This is a genomic window from Phycicoccus jejuensis (genome assembly GCF_000720925.1).
GTDB classification, from domain to species: domain Bacteria; phylum Actinomycetota; class Actinomycetes; order Actinomycetales; family Dermatophilaceae; genus Phycicoccus; species Phycicoccus jejuensis.
In genome coordinates this window covers 1-15,137 of sequence record NZ_JOEE01000017.1, presented here as the reverse complement: position 1 = coordinate 15,137, position 15,137 = coordinate 1, and the positions used below count along the sequence as shown (strand labels likewise).

The window sequence follows — 15,137 nt, the reverse complement described above, 5'->3', positions numbered from 1 at the left end:
GCTGCACACCGCTGGCGCGTATGACGACAACGGAAACTACAGTGAGTGGGGGCACGCGTTCGTGTGGACGGTGACTGTCGACCTGGCGGCCTCGCAAGCGGCGCAAGCCGCGCAAGCAGCCGCAGCGCCGAACACCGATCCGGGCAGTCAGGCCGGTTGTCTGATGGCGGGCAACATCACCTTCCCGAATGCCGATGGTGAGATCGGCGGAACACCCATCTGCAACGATAACACGGTCGGCGACACGCCGACGTTCGTGCTGTGCTTTCTCAACCGCATCAAGCCCGCACACACCGTGTTGAACGTGGAAATTCTTCAGCCATGAGTCTTTTCGGACCTCAGAACGCCAACGCTGCGACTGCATTGCCTGATGGCACGCAGCGCCAGCGCTACGGCGCGCAACAGACGTATGTGAAGGACGCGTCAGCGCCCGGTATGTCAGACGGTACGGTGCTCGATGCGGCTTTCTACAACCGCATCATCTCCAATCTTGAGTACGTCGTATCCCAGGGTGGCGCAGCGGGCTTGCCTCCTGGCAGCGTGAACGCCCTGCACCAAGGCATTCTCGGCGTAATCGGGGAGGGTGCGCCAGGAAACCTTCAGACGGTCGCGCAGCTCGCGGCTGCCATCAACGACGATCCCCAGGTGTGGACGACGCTTACCGGCCAGATCAATGCTTGCGTCCGGTTCGACAAGAATCAGACGTTGTCTCCCTCGCAGGTTTTGCAGTTCCAGCAGAACGTAAAGCTGATGAACGTGGCGTTCACTGGCAACTATGCCGACCTGAACGGCAAGCCAGCGTTGGGTTCGGCCGCGTTCCTGAATGTCGGTACTGGTGCCAACCAGATCGTGCAGCTTGGCTCGGATAGCAAACTCCCTGCTATCGACGGGTCTAAGCTGACTGGCATCGCATCGACGCAAGTCTCGGGGCTCGGAACGGCTGCGACGAAGAACGTAGGCGTGGCGGCTGGCAACGTCGTTCAGCTCGACGCCACGACTGGTAAGCTGCCCGCTGTCGACGGTTCGCAGCTCACCAACATCAGCGTGGCGGGAGTCGTGCAGCCGGTGCTCGGGCAGTGCCGTCTCTCGCTCAACGGCGGCAATCTCTCGCTCAACCGTTTTCGAGGCAAGTATCTGACGGTAGCGGGCACACCCTGCATCATTCCGTCAGCGGGTGTCACGCTCGCGGCGACCGGGCTGACCGCTGGAACGCTTTACTACATCTACGCCACGCAAAGCGGCGGCACAGTCAACGCTCTCGTAGCGTCGACGAACGGACACTCTACCGACACCACAGCCGGTAACGAGGGCGTTGAGATCATGACCGGCGACAACACGAAGACCCTTGTCGGCATGGCCCGCCCCATCGCTGGTCCTGCGTGGACGGACACTAGCTCCCAACGTTTTGTTCGGTCGTGGTTCAATCGACCGCCGCTGCGGATGACGGGGGCGCAGACAGGCAGCAGTGTGGGGCTCAACGCTACGCCGCAAGAGCTGGCTGGGCCGTCGCGCTGTGAGTTTTTGGCGTGGGCAGATGAGGGCGGAGATTTCAGCGTATCGGGGGGCTACTACTCGTCGACCGCTGGTTTGATCGCTTCGCTGCTTGTGTTTCTCGACAACTCGCAGACCGGCTACGCGTCAACGGCTAACACAGACGGCAGCGGCCGTGTGCTGCCTCTTTCGACGCGCGTAGCGCTGAGTCCGTTCACGGAAGGATACCACTACGTCACGCCAGCGGGTTCGGTCAGCTCGGGCTCGGCGTTCGCCTACAACGTTTGGGTAGCGGGCTCGGTTCATTAAGACCGCGCCTCCCCAAAACAATTCCCCAGGAGACACCATCACATGACTGGTACAGCGTTTGGGCCGCAAGGCCCGAACTATTCGACCGCGCGCCCGCCTGCCGACCCGAAGGCCAGTGCGGGCACTGATACGTGGTTCAAGAACTGTTCGGCCGCTGGCGCGAAGGACGGCACGTTCGCGACGGCCGACTTCTTCAACGTCTTCATCGGCAACCTCCGCTACCTTGTGCGCCAAGCAGGCGTCACGCTCGACGACGCCACGGACACGATGGTCTATCAGGCCGTGCTGTCCATGATCCAAGCGAACATGGGCGGCGGTGGAGGCGGCACGCCGACTGTTGGCACGGTGCCGTATGGCAACCCGACGCTTTACGTTCGGACGGACGGCAACGACGCAACGGCTGACGGCTCCGCGAATACGTCCGCCAAGGCGTTCGCTACGATCCAGGCCGCGCTCAATTACGCGCAGAACATCTGGTCGCTCGGCGGCAAAATCCTGAATATTCAGCTCGGCAACCCCGGAACGTATGTCGGGTTTGTCACCGTCGTCGCCCCGATGACCGGCGTCAACATCGTTGGTGATCCGGCGAACCAGTCGGCCTACGTCATCCAGGCCCCGCCGACGCTCACCGGCTACTCCGCGCTCGTTTACGCGGGTGGTGCTGCTCTGAACTTGCGTGGTCTCACCGTCTATACCACGCGCACCGACATGCAGTTGATCCAGGCTGCGTACACCGGCACGATCTCGATGAGCAACGTGACGGCGCAGTTCGGTGCTACCTCGCCGAACTATCATATCAACGGCGTCAGCGGCGGCTCGGTCAATATCAACGGCAACGTCAACATTCAGGGCAACAGTGCCTCGGCGCTCTCGGCGCAGGTTGGCGGAAGCGTTTCGGTGCAGACAAGTTGCACGGTGACGTTGGTCGGCACCCCGGCGTTCTCGGTCGGCACCATATACGCCGGAGCGGTTGGCTCGGTCTATCTGGTCGGCGGCTTCAGCGGAACGGCGACCGGCCCTGCCTACTACGGTTATCAGAGCGGTGCGTTCCTCACGGGCGGCAAGACAATCCCCGGCAGCACCGCTGGCGTTCTCGCTTCAGGAGCTACCTTCTCATGACCTTGTTTTCTACCCCTTTCAACCCGATGAACTGGTACTTCCTGTCGGAAGACGGTCGCATCTACAGCACCGCTACGATGTCACTCGTCGCGGCGAGCGACGCCGCCTTCCAGGCGTGGCAGTCGATGGGGCTGGTGCCGTCGCCCTGGCCGGGTAACGGCGCGGCCAACCAGACGGAGGACACGATCCGCGCGCAGCTCGTCCCGTACGGCTGGCCCTGCGGCGACATCTCGCTCCGTCAGTTCTTCCAACAGCTCGCCATCGCGGGGATCATCACGCAGGACGAAGCGCTCGCGGTCTATGACAACCGGCGCACGCTGCCCGCGAAGATCGAGACGGTGGTTGCGGCGATGTCGGCGAACGACGCGTTCGATGCCCGCATGCACCTGCTCGGCGGACAGACCGTGGAGCGCAATCATCCGATGGTGAAGATTTTCTGCACGTCACAGAACATGACGCCGCTGGATATCGACGCGTTCTTCCGGGCCGCAGGGGCGCTGCACTAACAGCCTCTCAGCTCTATCAGTCGCAGAAACGGCCGTCCCTCGGGGCGGCCGTTCTGCATTCAAGGATCACCCATGTTCAAGCAAATAGAAGCTCGGCTCGTCGCCGACTGGCGATGGGTGGTGAAGCGCTCTTGGTCTGTGCGCTTCCTCGGCCTGTCGTGTCTGTTCGAAGGCGCGAACGCAGTGCTGCCGAGATACGAGACCTTCTTCAACTACAACCTTTTCTCGGTGCTCACGCTCGTCTGCACGGTGGGCGCACTCGCATCGAGATTCATCGCCCAAGAAAAGGAAGACTGACATGGCACCCACAAAGCGCCAACTCGTCGGGGGCATGTCGGTCGCCGCACTGATCGCCGCCGCTATCCCCATCGCCATCCCGAGCGTGCAGAAGCACGAAGGCGTCTGGTACACCGCGAAGATCGACCAGATCGGAACGGGCAAGCCGGTCACCTGGTGCTACGGCGAGACTGAAGGCCCCGTGAAAGTGGGGCAGCGTTTCACTCCGCGAGAGTGTACGCAGATGCTCTCGAAGAAGCTCGTCCGCTATGCCAATAGCGCCGTGTCGTGCATCTACGTGCCGATCTCGGCCAAGATGCTCGCCTCGTTCATCGACTTCAACTACAACGTCGGCGAATATCGGTTCTGCCATTCGAGCACCGTCGAGCTTCTGAACAAGCGCGAGTACGAGGCTGCCTGCGAAGGCATGCGTAAGTACACCCTCTCTGGGGGCCGCTTCCGTCAAGGCCTGCTCAACCGGCGCATCGACGAGATCGCGCTGTGCAGTGACGGCATTCCCGCAGCGAAGGCCGGGAGGATCGAATGATCCCGGCCTGGCTGACCTGGCAAGCCATCAGCCTGATCGGCGGTAAGCTCTGGAAGGGCTTCTGCGACTTCATCTCCACGCCAGTAGGCGCGGCGCTCGTCGCCGGGTTCTGCCTGTTCTGGATCGGCGTCTGGCATGAACACGGCAATCTCGTCGAGGCCGTGAAGGCGAAGGACGCCGCGTGGCAAAGGAAGTGGGACGACGCCGAGAAGCAAGCTGAGCTGGATCGCCAGAAGCGCGACGCGCTCATCCAAGCTGACATGCAGGCGAAAGCCGACAAGAGCTTGTCCGAGGTCAGCTCCCGCAAAGATCAACTCGAACAGATGGTCAAGGACTATGAGGACCAACAGCTTCTACAGGCCGCGACGGGCAAGCCTGCCTGTCCTCCTGAGTACACTGACGACTCTGACGCTCGGTGGCTGCGTGACATCGAGCGACACAAGGACGCTAAGTCCAAAGCAGGCAGTCGACCTGCCCTCCGAATGCGAACGATTGATCGTTGACGTTCCGATCCCTGGTGTCGTCGACGCACACGGCAAGCCGATCATGAGGCGCGTCGTTCTGAGGCGAACTCAAGCCGCGATGGTCGAGCAGCACGAATACAACGCTGCGGCCCGTGAGTGCTTCGCCGATCAGCGTAACGCCTATCAGTCGAAGTGATCCGGCGCAGACGGGATACCTGCCGGAGACCCCGAGGCGGCCCGCAGTCCTGACCGGCTGCGGGCCTCTTTTCGTGTGGACTGCCATTTAATTGACGGAACCGATAGGTCTGTGAGATAGCAGACCTTACAGTCCCGAACCCATGAGGACCACCCCCTTTGACCGTTAACCTGAAACGGCGGAACGAGATTTTCGCCAAGTACGTCGAGCTGAAGGACTTGCAGGCAACAGCCGACGCGATGGGTCTGACGCGCGATCACGTCCGCAAGATGCTCAAGGCCGCAGGCGTCGTCACCAAGGCCGTGTCAGCCGCCGAGGCTGTCCCTGTCGACTCCTTGCTGCCGCTCACGCCCCCGCCTGCGCCCGAGCCCGTCCGGCTCGACCTGGCGGAGAAGCACCGTTTCGAGCAGAACGAGAAGGCCCTGAAGCGCCAGCTCAAAGACCTGACTGCCCGTCTGGTCGCCGCTGAGGATCACCGCGCCTCGATCCTCGGCTTATCGTTCGAGCCGGTCGAGCCGATATGCAAGCCCTGGGTCTTCCAGCAAGGCGAGCGTGGCCGACAGGCTGCCATCCTGCATCTGTCCGACACCCATGACGGCGAGGTCGTGAACCTCGAAGAGATGATGGGCGTCAACATGTTCGACCGTGACATCGCGCGGAAGCGCTTCGGCCGGTTGTTCGAGACGGCCTCGATCCTGACGACCTCATCCTGGCCGCGCTCAGACGGAGCGCCTTTCAGAATCTATCTGTTGCTCGGCGGCGATCTCATCAGCGGCCACGGTCTGCATCCCGAGCTGGCGGAGACCGACTACGGCACCGCGTACGAACAGTGCAAAGCGGCCTCGCAGAACATCGCGAGCGGCGCGCTCCGTTGGTCGCTCGAACTGAAAGAGCATTGGGGCCACGATGTCGAGATCATCGTCATCGGCGTGCCCGGCAATCACGGCCGCTCGACGCCTGGCAAGCCGCGCGCAAAGCTCGCAGCCCTTCAGTCGTATGACACGCTCGTCTTCGACTTCGTCGAGATGTCGCTGAAGAACTATCCGAACTTCAAGTTCTATTCGACCAGGGCGTTCGACGCGTACTTCGACATCGTCGGGTGGCCGACGCTGCTCACGCACGGCGACCGCATGAGCGCAGGCGGGGGCACCGGCTTCATCGGCCCCGCAGCGAACATCGTGAAGGGCCACAAGAAGGTGATGCTGACCGAGGCGCAACAGCGCAGGCCGGTCAAGTTCATCTTCAGCGGACACTTCCACACGCGGCTCGTTACGCCGTGGGGCTTTGCGAACGGATCGCTGATCGGCTTCAGCGAGTTCGCCAAGAGCATTCGCGCCGACGCGGAGCCCGCGTCTCAGAACTTCGTCGTTCTGCATGAGCGCCTCGGGCTGCTCCGTGAACAGCCCATCATCGTGGGTCGGCCCGAAGAGGGCTCGATCTACTCACCCACAGGCGGCCTGATCCTTCCGTCGCCTGATCTCTGACCCAGGAGACGTTATGCGCAAGCTGATCGGCGCGGCGCTTGCCGCGCTGTGCCTCTTCGCGACTTCCGCCGAAGCGCGACCCCATCACAGGAGCCATCATGCTCGACATCATACCGTTGCTCGCCACGACGTACGTGTCGCCCGTTCAACCGATTCCATTTTCAGTCTATTTGGTCACGGCGGCAGTTCGCTCGTTGCTGAAGCTCGCAGCCAGGTAGGCAACGGCGCGATCTACGGCCGGGCCAATCTCTGGTGCGCTCGCTTCGTCAACTACGTGCTGAGGGCCACCGGCCACACCGGCACGAACTCCGACCTGGCGTTCTCGTTCGCACGCTACGGCCGCCGCGTATCTGGGCCGCAACCCGGCGCAATCGCCGTGATGGCCCGTAGGGGTGGCGGCCACGTTGGGATCGTCTCGGGCGTAGACCAGGCAGGCAACCCGATCCTCGTCTCTGGGAACAACCAGGGCAGGGTCCGCGAGACGGTCTACCCGGCAAGACGCATCGCAATGTACGTGGTTCCAGACTGACAGCCTCAACGGCTCCCAGGCGGTAACCCAAAAGTCTATTAGGCCCTCCCGAGCAGTCGGGAGGGCCTTTTTCCGTATTTGTTCTACTCCCGCCTAGCTCGGAAACCGTGTTAGGTTTCGGTCGTGTTTGACACCTAACAGGCCTCCGTAGTATTACGGCCCCTGTGAGAACTTGCATTTCGAGAATAAACAAAGCGCCGCATTTAGGCGAAGAGACAGGAGACGTATTGTGCGTAGAGGTATGACGGCCGCAGACAAAGAGCGGATAGCGCAGTTCGGCAAGAAGGTCGAACGGCTGATGTTGGGCAAGGGGTGGAGCGGCGCTGACCTGGCGCGCGAGATGGAGCGGCATGCCCCGAAGGGCGTGACCATCGGCAGGCATATTCCCACGGCCTATATCCGTGGTGAGAACGAGCCGACCCAACGCAACCTGATGCTGATCGCCAAGGCGCTCGGCGTGAAGCCTGAAGAGCTGATCGCCCCTGCGCCTGGTGAGGGCGGATCGGTCCCGCAGTTCGCGCAGGCTACCAGCACGCTCGACGGGAAGACGCGCATCGTTGTCGACGCCGAGGTCGACGCCGAGACGGGGTTGCAAATCCTTCAGCTCGTACGCAAAGCGCAACAACAGTCGTCGACGAAGCGCTCTGCGTCGTGAAGGGTATTCTAATATTGATGGGGGTTGTGCTGCTCACGGCGTTCGTGGGGATGAACGTTGTTGCGGCTGCGGGATGGCTTAGCGGGTGGTTGTTTGGATCGTAGCGCCCATTGATTGATGCACGACGGCAACACGCGGCGGCTTTGAGCCGCCGTTTCTTTTTCCTGTTAACTACCCGTAATTGTTCTGTGTTGCGAAACATCCGACAAGCTGATTTACATTTCGTCACTTTAGGAGGCGCGCAAATGCACCGACCGGAGTTCCAAAAACAAGAATCCTAGTGTGGAAAACAGAGTGATGGCCGAAGTAGTTCTTTTCCCTCTCAACGCCAATGATCCCAACGTCGATCCTTCGCTGATCGACCCACCCTCTTTGCTCGCGGAATCTTCCAAAGCACGCGAGATCATCCTTGAATTAGAACATGAACTGAACGACGCGAAGTGCGTAATTGCGGATCAGGCCATCGCACTCACCAAGAACAGCTCCCGACGAAGAGGCGCGAAGCTTCTTCTGGCAGCCATCGCCGCGTTCTTGATCGGGTGGGTTATCGACCCGCCCGCGCCGATCCACAGGCTGATATATGGCGACAAAGCCATAGCGACGGAACTAAGCTATCGGTTCCCGCACGCCTGCACCTTTACCTGCTCCATCCCTCCCAAGACCGACGCCCGAGACATCTAAAAGAACGCGCTGTCGTCGTAGCTGTGGGTCACCACGGCTTGATGCTCATCGCCTTCAGCGAATACGACCGTGTCGCCCGGCATGACCTCCGCGACGGCACGGTGATCCCAGAACCGATGGACGAAGTCCGGTCGGCCGAACGTCTTAACGGCGTTCAGATATCGGTCGTCCTTGAAGCGCACGAAGTGCAGCATCGGCTTCTTCCCTGCAAGATGACCCGCGTGCGTGCCCCAGGCTGATCCAGCCGCCGCAGTGCTGGCATCTGTCCCTAGAGCTGCCAGGGCAAGGCCAGCGAGGCTCGCTCGAAGGCGACAGGATGGCCTGCGTGATGTTCTCGACCATTTTCATCGTCCACCCCCGTAGCGCTCCAACCATTCCTCGTAGGACATCTCGCGTATGTCCATGATCTGCCGCAGCGCCAGCTCGGCGAACGCCTCGTAGATGCGCTGCTTGGCTTCACGCCCGGCGCGCTCGTAGGCTTCCAGCTCTTCGAGCTTCCGGATCACGGGGTTGGTCACTTCCACTCCGGCCCCTCCGGCCTCGGCATATCCTCGATCTCGTATAGGGCCGCCAGCTCGCGCTCAGTGAAGCGGTGCTTGGCGCTCGGCCGCGCAACGTACGTCACGCTCTCTTCGACCCCTACGTGGTTCAGGTACTTCCACAGGAGCGTCTTGTAGTCGACGGCACCCAGGGCCGCCTCGATCTTCCCGGCGAGCGACAGGCAGGCGTTGGCCGACAGGTAGGGCATACCGCGCTCTTGCTTCCAACGCTCGACGATCTCGACCGCAACGGCGCGCAGCGCGGGGTCTGAGCTACGTTCCGCCTCAGTCTTGCCGTCGCCGGGCCAACGGTATGCGGCGGCGTGCAGGACACGCTTGCGCAAGGTCTCATCGGTCTCGCCGGGCCTGCGCGGCATCGTGCCGACGTGCAAGGCCCACTGGTCGAGGTCCAGCCCGGTAGCAATATTCGCATCTACTTTCGGTCGTTCCATCTGTCATTCCCCTCGACTCAGCTATATGCCGCTCAGCGGCCGGTAGACGCTCGTCACCTATCATACCTTACAGGCCGAGCAAAGCGTTTTCTTTGATTTCCGATCCTAAGCCATTGGTGGAATTGTGGTGGGGTCCTCGGGGTCTTTGAGACCAACCCCATTGAAAACATTGAATAAGCTTCGGACTCTTAATCAGCGGGTCCCAGGTTCGAGCCCTGGTGCGCCCACCAATCAAATCAATAGGTTGGCAGCCCTTCGCGAGATCAAAACTAGAACCTGTCAGCGGGTCTTTGAACAGTCTTTGACGTAAACGAGCCCGGTTCGTTCCCCTCGACCTTACAAGCTCCTGACGCAAACATGCCAGCGAGCTTCGCCATCGCGCTCTCCGCCAGGCGCAGATCGCGCCCGAGGTAGTGCCGGTCCAGAATGTGCTCCACGTCCTTCAGGCTGTGGCCGGTGAACGTGGCGATCTCCGGCACTGTGCATTCGGCGAGCGCCAGGCGCACCACCGCTGAGCCGCGCAGATCGTGGAACGTCAAGTCCTCGTTGATCCCCACGTCGATCAGGGCGTCGCCCCAGGACGACCGGAAGCCGTCCTCTGTCCACGGCTTGGCCCGAGAGTTGGTCAGCACCAGCGGCCCGACCCGCTTCATGGAGTCGAGGTAGGTCTTGAGCACGGGGCTGACAGGGATGGTGACCCGCTTGGCCTTGGCGACCTTGCCGTGGCGTATGGTCTTGCGCTGCGTGAGCCTGATGTAGGTTCCGTCGTAATCCGACCAGCGCAGGCGGATCAGATCGCCCTCCCGCTGGCCGGTCCAGATCGCGAGCATGAGCGCGTCGACGATCCGCTCCGGGGCTTTCTCGATCATGAGCCCGAGCTGCGCTTCGGACCATATCTTGTCGAGGCGATCCCCGCCCTCGTAGAGACGGCCGCCGCGCTCGCAGGGATTGACGCTGATGCGTCCGCGATCCTTGGCGACGGAGAAGATGCGGGCGAGCACGGTCCACGCATAGTCGGCCTTGCGAGGCTTGTCTGCGAACCCATCGCGCCAGGTCTTGAAGACGCCACGCGCGCCCTTCTGTTCGACGGCCGCAATCGGCATCGTGCCGAACTCTTGCTCGATGAGGGCGATGTAACGGAGGTAGTCTTTCTTCGTCTTGTCGCTGAGCACTCGGTACTCGGACGACGCTTTGAACTCGACGATGAGCGCGAAGACCGTGGCGTCTGACACGGTCTTCTTGCTCGCTATGTGCTCGTTGAACTCGGTGATGAATGCGGGCGTGCCGTACTTCGCCTTGATGCGGGGGCCGCCCTTCCACGCGTAGTAGTACCGACGCTTCTTGCCGCCGCCGATCTTGGCGTCGGACCAGAACAGGCCGAACAGGTCTACGCGCATCACGCTCTCCTAGCTGACAGCCCTCCGCCTGGAAGCCTGCCAGTCTGCGAGGGGATCGCCCGAGACGGTCTTTTCGGTAGGCAGACCGGAAGCCCGGTCCAGATACCAATCAATCGCCTTGCGGTCCCACCGCTGCGTGCCGGGGATCGCCCCCGGCACAATACCCCTCTTGACCCAGGTGTCGAAGGCGTCGGTGCTGCACCCGCAATAGGCTGCCGCGTGTTCCTTCGTCAGGCCGCGAGGGGCGATCTGGTCGGCGGGTAATATCACAGACCTTACAGTCTGTCCACAGGGATCGACGCCACGAACGACTTGGCCCGGCCGTAGAAGTATGCCCGTTGCTTGCACCGTTCGATATGCGAGTCCCGAGAGGGCGACGGCGGTTCGTTCAGCATATTGTCGACCGCCCTGCCTGCGATGTCCTCGGCGCTCGCCAGCGCGTCGTAGGCGTCGTCGAGAGCCTTCCGGCGCACCGCCACCAGGCGCAGGCGGCGCTTGGCGTGAAGGTCCCAGGCCACGATGCAGAGCAGGGCGGCCACGCTACCGTAGGTCAGGATGAGAGCCTGATCGTAGAAGTTCATGCCGCCAGCCTTTCCTGCTCGACCGTACCGGCCCCGCTGCGCGGATTGTTGTCGGGGGTGGGGTAGGCCTTCGCCAGGACGTTGACGCCTCGCACCCATGCGGCGTTGAGCTGCTTCATGGTCTCGGTGCTCGGGCACTTCACCAGCTCGACGATCAGGCCGCCGATCTCGTCGGCGATGTCCTTCAACATCTTGCGGATCAGGATGTCGGGACAGGCCTTCGAGGCTTCCCGCAGTTCGAAGAGAAACGACTTCATTGACCAAACCCAATAAGGTTAGCGACGACGATGAGAATCTTGACCGCGATCATCAGGCCGCATCCGAGGGAGACACCGCCTACGATGCCAATGGCGGTCCCCTTCAGGATCGCCACGGCGCATTGCTTGAAGCTCCGCATCAGTCTGTCTCCACGCGTTTGAAGTAGACGCGGTAGACCGAGAAGCGGGTCTTGACGATCACGTCGCCGTGTTGGTCGAAGAACATCTCTTCGATGCGGCTTGTGGTGATCGGCTCGCCGTCGATGAAGCGACCCTTGGTGTCGCCGTAGACAGGGCCTTTGACGCAAGGCGCATGCGTCGGATCGCTGGCCGTATCGTTGTAGAAGACCGCTTCCTTGATAGTGCCGTGGACCTGCATAGGTTCCTTTCCGAGAGGCTTGCGATTCTCCGCCCACACGAACTTGTTCTCCGTGGGGCTGAGCGACTTCGAGTTCTGATCGCCAAGCGTCTCGGCGACGAGAGCCCACATGGGGTGATGGTGGGAGCCCGCGCCGAGCCTCCACTGCGTCGTGTTCTGATTGACGAACTCGCGGAAGAGGCGCAGCGCGGTTGTCGGGTCGATGGCGGCCATCAGAACTTCTTCCCGTTGGCAGCCAGGCGCTTCCGGCTTGTGGTCCGCGCGATGCTTGTTGTACTCGCGCTTCTCGGCGACAGCGGTCCACAGGTCGTAGCCGTGCTGCTTCGCGTACCCTTCGATCAACGCGATGGCGTGGATCAGCCGCAACGCGCGATCGCGATTCGACATTGCCCGGTTGACGTTCGTCACCATGCGGCTGATGCGGAGCAACGCCTGACCCTTGTTGGCCGGGAGATCGTCGACAGGGGTCTTGAAGTTGAACGACGACGAGAGCGGAATGCTACCGAGGATGTCCCCGATGCGAATGACAGCGTCGGCCAACTCGACTTCCGCCATCTTCCGCTTCGGCAGATGGTCGTCCATCAAGTTCTTGCGCTCACCTTCCATACACTCCGCCAGCTCGGACACGACGAGCATGAGCATCTCGCCCATGTTGCGGTTGAGCTTTTCGCCGGTCGCCGGATCGTGCCACCAGTGCGCGTTGGCCGCATGGACTTCCTGCGCCCATGCGTTCAGGCTTGCAGGACGGCCCTGCTCGAAGCGACGAAAGTCCCATCCCCCGCTCTCGCCCTTGTTGTAGTCGTCGTTTTCGAGAACAGCGTATCCGTTGTGGAAGCCGACGATGTTGTACGTCTTGCCGACCGTTAGACGACGGTTACCCTCGATGCAGCGAGCGGGGCCAAGCTTCAGCGCGCCCTTCTTCCGATTCCACACGTCAAGCGCCTTCTCGGCCTGTGCGCGCGTCACGAACATCGACGCCGAGGGCGGAACGTCGCCAGCCGTGAACAGGTCATCGTCCTCGTTGACACGCGGGTCGATGTACGGCGTGCCGATCCACGGACGCTGCTCCTGCATGCGGGGCAGGGCGCGCGACGACGGACGCATCTGTTCGCCGTACAGTTCGCGCGGCGCGAGCGGCTTGGCGTCTGCGGGCAGAACGTCCTCGTTGAAGGACGCCTCGCGGTCGCGCAGCGCGTTCGCGACCTCGGACGGTTCGAGGCGTTGCGGCAACTCGGCCAGTTTCTTGCGGGCGAACTCCGCGACGGCCGGGAGGTCTTCCGGCTTCACGTCGGTCAGCCGGTTGGCCTTTCCGTGGACCCTGACGGCCGTGACAACGTGGAGCCTGTCGGGGTACGCGTCGCGCAGCTTCACCAAGAGCGCCTTGACCTCAGAGTGCGTCAAGGTGGGAGGCGCAGGCGGAGCGCCGGTCTTCGCAAAGGCGATCAGATCGGCACGGAGCCCCTTTGGCCTTGTCTTCAGGTGACATCGTAGGCTCCCTTGTACGGATAGAGGATCGCGAGTTCGGAGACGGTGAGCTTCCCGATCTTCTCGGTCAGCTCATGTTCTTGCAGCGGCACAGGCGGCCTGCCTGCGGCGCTGAACGGCTTTTCGTGCCAGACCTGGGGCTCCGGTCCTTTCAGGCCTTGCACATAGACGAACGTAGACATGGGGGTCCTCCTGTTTGAAGTTCACAACGCTCCGGCGAGCGCTTCACGGGCGCGATGGACGCGAGACTTGACCGTCCCCATCGCGACGCCGGTTATCTCCTGCATCTCCTGATACGTGCAGCCGATCCCTGCGAGCACAACGGCATCCGCCTGCGCGTCGGGGAGATCGAGCAAAGCATCCCACGCCTCGGCCAGGATCATCGCGCGCTCCGGGTTCTCCGGCGCAACGATATGGTCCGCGTAATCCAGCTCGCCCGTATAGGTCAGCCGTTGCAGGCGCGGGCCACCGCCCTTCTGCTTGCGGTAGCCCTTGTTGAACCGATCACGGATCAGGTTCTTCAGGATCGTCATCAACCAGCCTTCCAGATTGCGGCCGTCGAAGCGCTTCCGGTTGGCGAGCGCGTTGACCATCGTCTGCGAGACCAGATCGTCCGCGTCGTCGGCATGGCCGATGTTTTTGAGCGCGTAGTTCTTGAGCAAGCGCCGCGATGCCCACACGCCCTGTTCGAATTGATCCATGCCGTCATTCCTTCTTGTAGCGATCATCGGACCAACCGCTGGCCGCGATGGGGAGCCCGAGCCGGTTGCCTTTCGGCAGAGCCCACACAGGCGGGGTGGTGAAGATTTCGTGGAACTCGTCCTCGCTGCCGAAGTCCTCGTCGGTCTCGGCAACGCCTTCGTCGTGGACGCTCAGCACGTTCTCGTAGCCTGCGGCTTCGGTGTTCATGATCGCGTTCGCCATCACGTCGCGAGCTGCGGCCTGCGTGACGTTCTCCGCGCCGAGCCCGCCGTAGTAGTGCTGGTCGGACCACTTGCGGGTGAAGCTGTCGTTCGCCTTGAAGATCAGCGTGCGCTTCGACTTGCCCCACGGGGTCGGCTTCCACTCGACACGCGGATACGGATAGAAGATCGAACGGCCACTCGGCAGCTTGCAGCGGAGGAACGAGCCGGTCATGTTGAACGTGATGAACTCGCCCGCCTTGAACTTCTGGCCGGGGTTCTCCACCGCGTTGATCGCCGCCTCTTCGAGGTCGTACCAGAACTGCACGATCTCCGGATTGTTCTCGCGCCAGGTGAGCTTGACCATCTCGGCCGCGAGCCAGGCCTTCTTCTTGATGCCCGACTTCCGGCCGCGATCCTTCCAGCCTTCGAGCGCGCGATCCCGGTTGTCCGGCGACGTGACGGCCCACACCGTGTCGAAGATGAGCGCCAGGTCGACGCGGTAGACCTTCGCCATGTTGGCGAACGCCGACGCGCCACCGCCGAAGCCGAGCGCGAGCACGGCGACCTTGCCGACCTGGCGCTGATCCTTGCTGACCTCTGCGACCGGGATGTTGTAAATCTGCGAGGCCGCGACCTTGTAGTTGTCGGGGCCGTTACCCTTATCGAACTCGAAGAACGCCGCGATAGCTTCGTGCGCGCCAGCCAGCCAGGGCAGGGTGCGGGCCTCGATGCCGGTCAAGTCACGCGAGCGCAGCACCCGGCCCTCGGGGGCCATGAGCATGCCGCGCAGACAGTCGGCGACCACCGAGATCGGCGGCCCGAAGATCGCAGCAATGTCCTGCCGGGACCAACCGGCCTTGATGCACTTGATGGCGAACGGAACGT

The 15,137-nt window shown here is 62.2% G+C and carries 21 protein-coding genes; 11 read left to right on the top strand and 10 right to left on the bottom strand.

The window, feature by feature from the left end; genetic code table 11:
• The 11 genes from IG69_RS22580 to IG69_RS22320 all read left to right on the top strand — a co-directional run.
• A partial coding sequence (locus tag IG69_RS22580) for a hypothetical protein (RefSeq protein WP_169742107.1) occupies positions 1-325 on the top strand: 325 nt, incomplete at its 5' end.
• Positions 322-1,800, top strand: coding sequence for a hypothetical protein (locus tag IG69_RS0119105; protein WP_124791623.1), 1,479 nt, complete (start codon positions 322-324; stop codon positions 1,798-1,800). The genes IG69_RS22580 and IG69_RS0119105, both read left to right, overlap by 4 nt.
• Before the next feature lie 42 nt (positions 1,801-1,842).
• Positions 1,843-2,919: a hypothetical protein gene (locus IG69_RS0119100; RefSeq protein ID WP_030529762.1), complete on the top strand. Its 1,077-nt coding sequence runs from the start codon at positions 1,843-1,845 to the stop codon at positions 2,917-2,919.
• A gap of 26 nt (positions 2,920-2,945) precedes the next feature.
• Positions 2,946-3,425 carry a hypothetical protein gene (locus IG69_RS0119095; RefSeq protein ID WP_143395443.1) on the top strand — a complete coding sequence of 160 codons (480 nt, stop codon included), beginning with the start codon at positions 2,946-2,948 and terminating at the stop codon, positions 3,423-3,425.
• Between the two features lie 72 nt (positions 3,426-3,497).
• Entirely contained in the window at positions 3,498-3,722 is a 225-nt protein-coding gene (locus IG69_RS0119090) for a DUF7940 domain-containing protein (protein ID WP_030529760.1), read from the top strand.
• A 1-nt stretch (position 3,723) separates the two neighbouring features.
• On the top strand, positions 3,724-4,248 hold the full coding sequence (locus tag IG69_RS0119085) for a lysozyme (RefSeq protein WP_050513929.1): 525 nt from the start codon (positions 3,724-3,726) through the stop codon (positions 4,246-4,248).
• Positions 4,245-4,751: a hypothetical protein gene (locus tag IG69_RS0119080; RefSeq protein WP_030529758.1), complete on the top strand. Its 507-nt coding sequence runs from the start codon at positions 4,245-4,247 to the stop codon at positions 4,749-4,751. Before IG69_RS0119085 ends, IG69_RS0119080 begins: the two co-directional genes overlap by 4 nt.
• A 315-nt stretch (positions 4,752-5,066) precedes the next feature.
• Positions 5,067-6,392, top strand: a complete 1,326-nt coding sequence (locus IG69_RS0119075; RefSeq protein ID WP_030529757.1) for a metallophosphoesterase family protein — start codon at positions 5,067-5,069, stop codon at positions 6,390-6,392.
• A gap of 13 nt (positions 6,393-6,405) precedes the next feature.
• On the top strand, positions 6,406-6,921 hold the full coding sequence (locus IG69_RS21835) for a TIGR02594 family protein (RefSeq protein WP_078625696.1): 516 nt from the start codon (positions 6,406-6,408) through the stop codon (positions 6,919-6,921).
• 241 nt (positions 6,922-7,162) lie between these two features.
• Positions 7,163-7,576, top strand: coding sequence for a helix-turn-helix domain-containing protein (locus IG69_RS0119070; protein ID WP_030529756.1), 414 nt, complete (start codon positions 7,163-7,165; stop codon positions 7,574-7,576).
• Between the two features lie 282 nt (positions 7,577-7,858).
• Complete coding sequence (locus IG69_RS22320; protein ID WP_157577735.1) at positions 7,859-8,257, top strand: hypothetical protein; 399 nt, start codon at positions 7,859-7,861, stop codon at positions 8,255-8,257.
• Here the strand turns inward: IG69_RS22320 and IG69_RS0119065 are convergent.
• The 10 genes from IG69_RS0119065 to IG69_RS0119015 form a co-directional block, all read right to left on the bottom strand.
• Complete coding sequence (locus IG69_RS0119065) at positions 8,254-8,451, bottom strand: hypothetical protein (RefSeq protein ID WP_030529755.1); 198 nt, start codon at positions 8,449-8,451, stop codon at positions 8,254-8,256. The genes IG69_RS22320 and IG69_RS0119065 overlap by 4 nt on opposite strands.
• 150 nt (positions 8,452-8,601) lie before the next feature.
• On the bottom strand, positions 8,602-8,781 hold the full coding sequence (locus tag IG69_RS22315; RefSeq protein ID WP_096772426.1) for a hypothetical protein: 180 nt from the start codon (positions 8,779-8,781) through the stop codon (positions 8,602-8,604).
• Positions 8,772-9,248, bottom strand: coding sequence for a hypothetical protein (locus IG69_RS0119055; RefSeq protein ID WP_030529754.1), 477 nt, complete (start codon positions 9,246-9,248; stop codon positions 8,772-8,774). The genes IG69_RS22315 and IG69_RS0119055 overlap by 10 nt, the downstream gene beginning before the upstream one ends.
• Positions 9,249-9,517: 269 nt before the next feature.
• A complete protein-coding gene (locus tag IG69_RS0119050) occupies positions 9,518-10,645 on the bottom strand; it encodes a tyrosine-type recombinase/integrase (protein ID WP_063739361.1) in 1,128 nt (375 codons plus the stop codon).
• A gap of 275 nt (positions 10,646-10,920) precedes the next feature.
• Entirely contained in the window at positions 10,921-11,226 is a 306-nt protein-coding gene (locus IG69_RS0119045; protein ID WP_030529752.1) for a hypothetical protein, read from the bottom strand.
• Positions 11,223-11,483, bottom strand: coding sequence for a hypothetical protein (locus IG69_RS0119040; RefSeq protein WP_030529751.1), 261 nt, complete (start codon positions 11,481-11,483; stop codon positions 11,223-11,225). The genes IG69_RS0119045 and IG69_RS0119040 overlap by 4 nt, the downstream gene beginning before the upstream one ends.
• 139 nt (positions 11,484-11,622) lie before the next feature.
• A complete protein-coding gene (locus tag IG69_RS22310; RefSeq protein ID WP_157577734.1) occupies positions 11,623-13,233 on the bottom strand; it encodes a nucleoside triphosphate pyrophosphohydrolase family protein in 1,611 nt (536 codons plus the stop codon).
• A 104-nt stretch (positions 13,234-13,337) separates the two neighbouring features.
• Positions 13,338-13,529, bottom strand: a complete 192-nt coding sequence (locus tag IG69_RS0119025) for a hypothetical protein (RefSeq protein ID WP_030529749.1) — start codon at positions 13,527-13,529, stop codon at positions 13,338-13,340.
• 21 nt (positions 13,530-13,550) lie between these two features.
• Positions 13,551-14,048: an RNA polymerase sigma factor gene (locus tag IG69_RS0119020; protein WP_030529748.1), complete on the bottom strand. Its 498-nt coding sequence runs from the start codon at positions 14,046-14,048 to the stop codon at positions 13,551-13,553.
• 4 nt (positions 14,049-14,052) lie between these two features.
• A partial coding sequence (locus tag IG69_RS0119015; protein ID WP_281174750.1) for a DNA polymerase family A protein occupies positions 14,053-15,137 on the bottom strand: 1,085 nt, incomplete at its 5' end.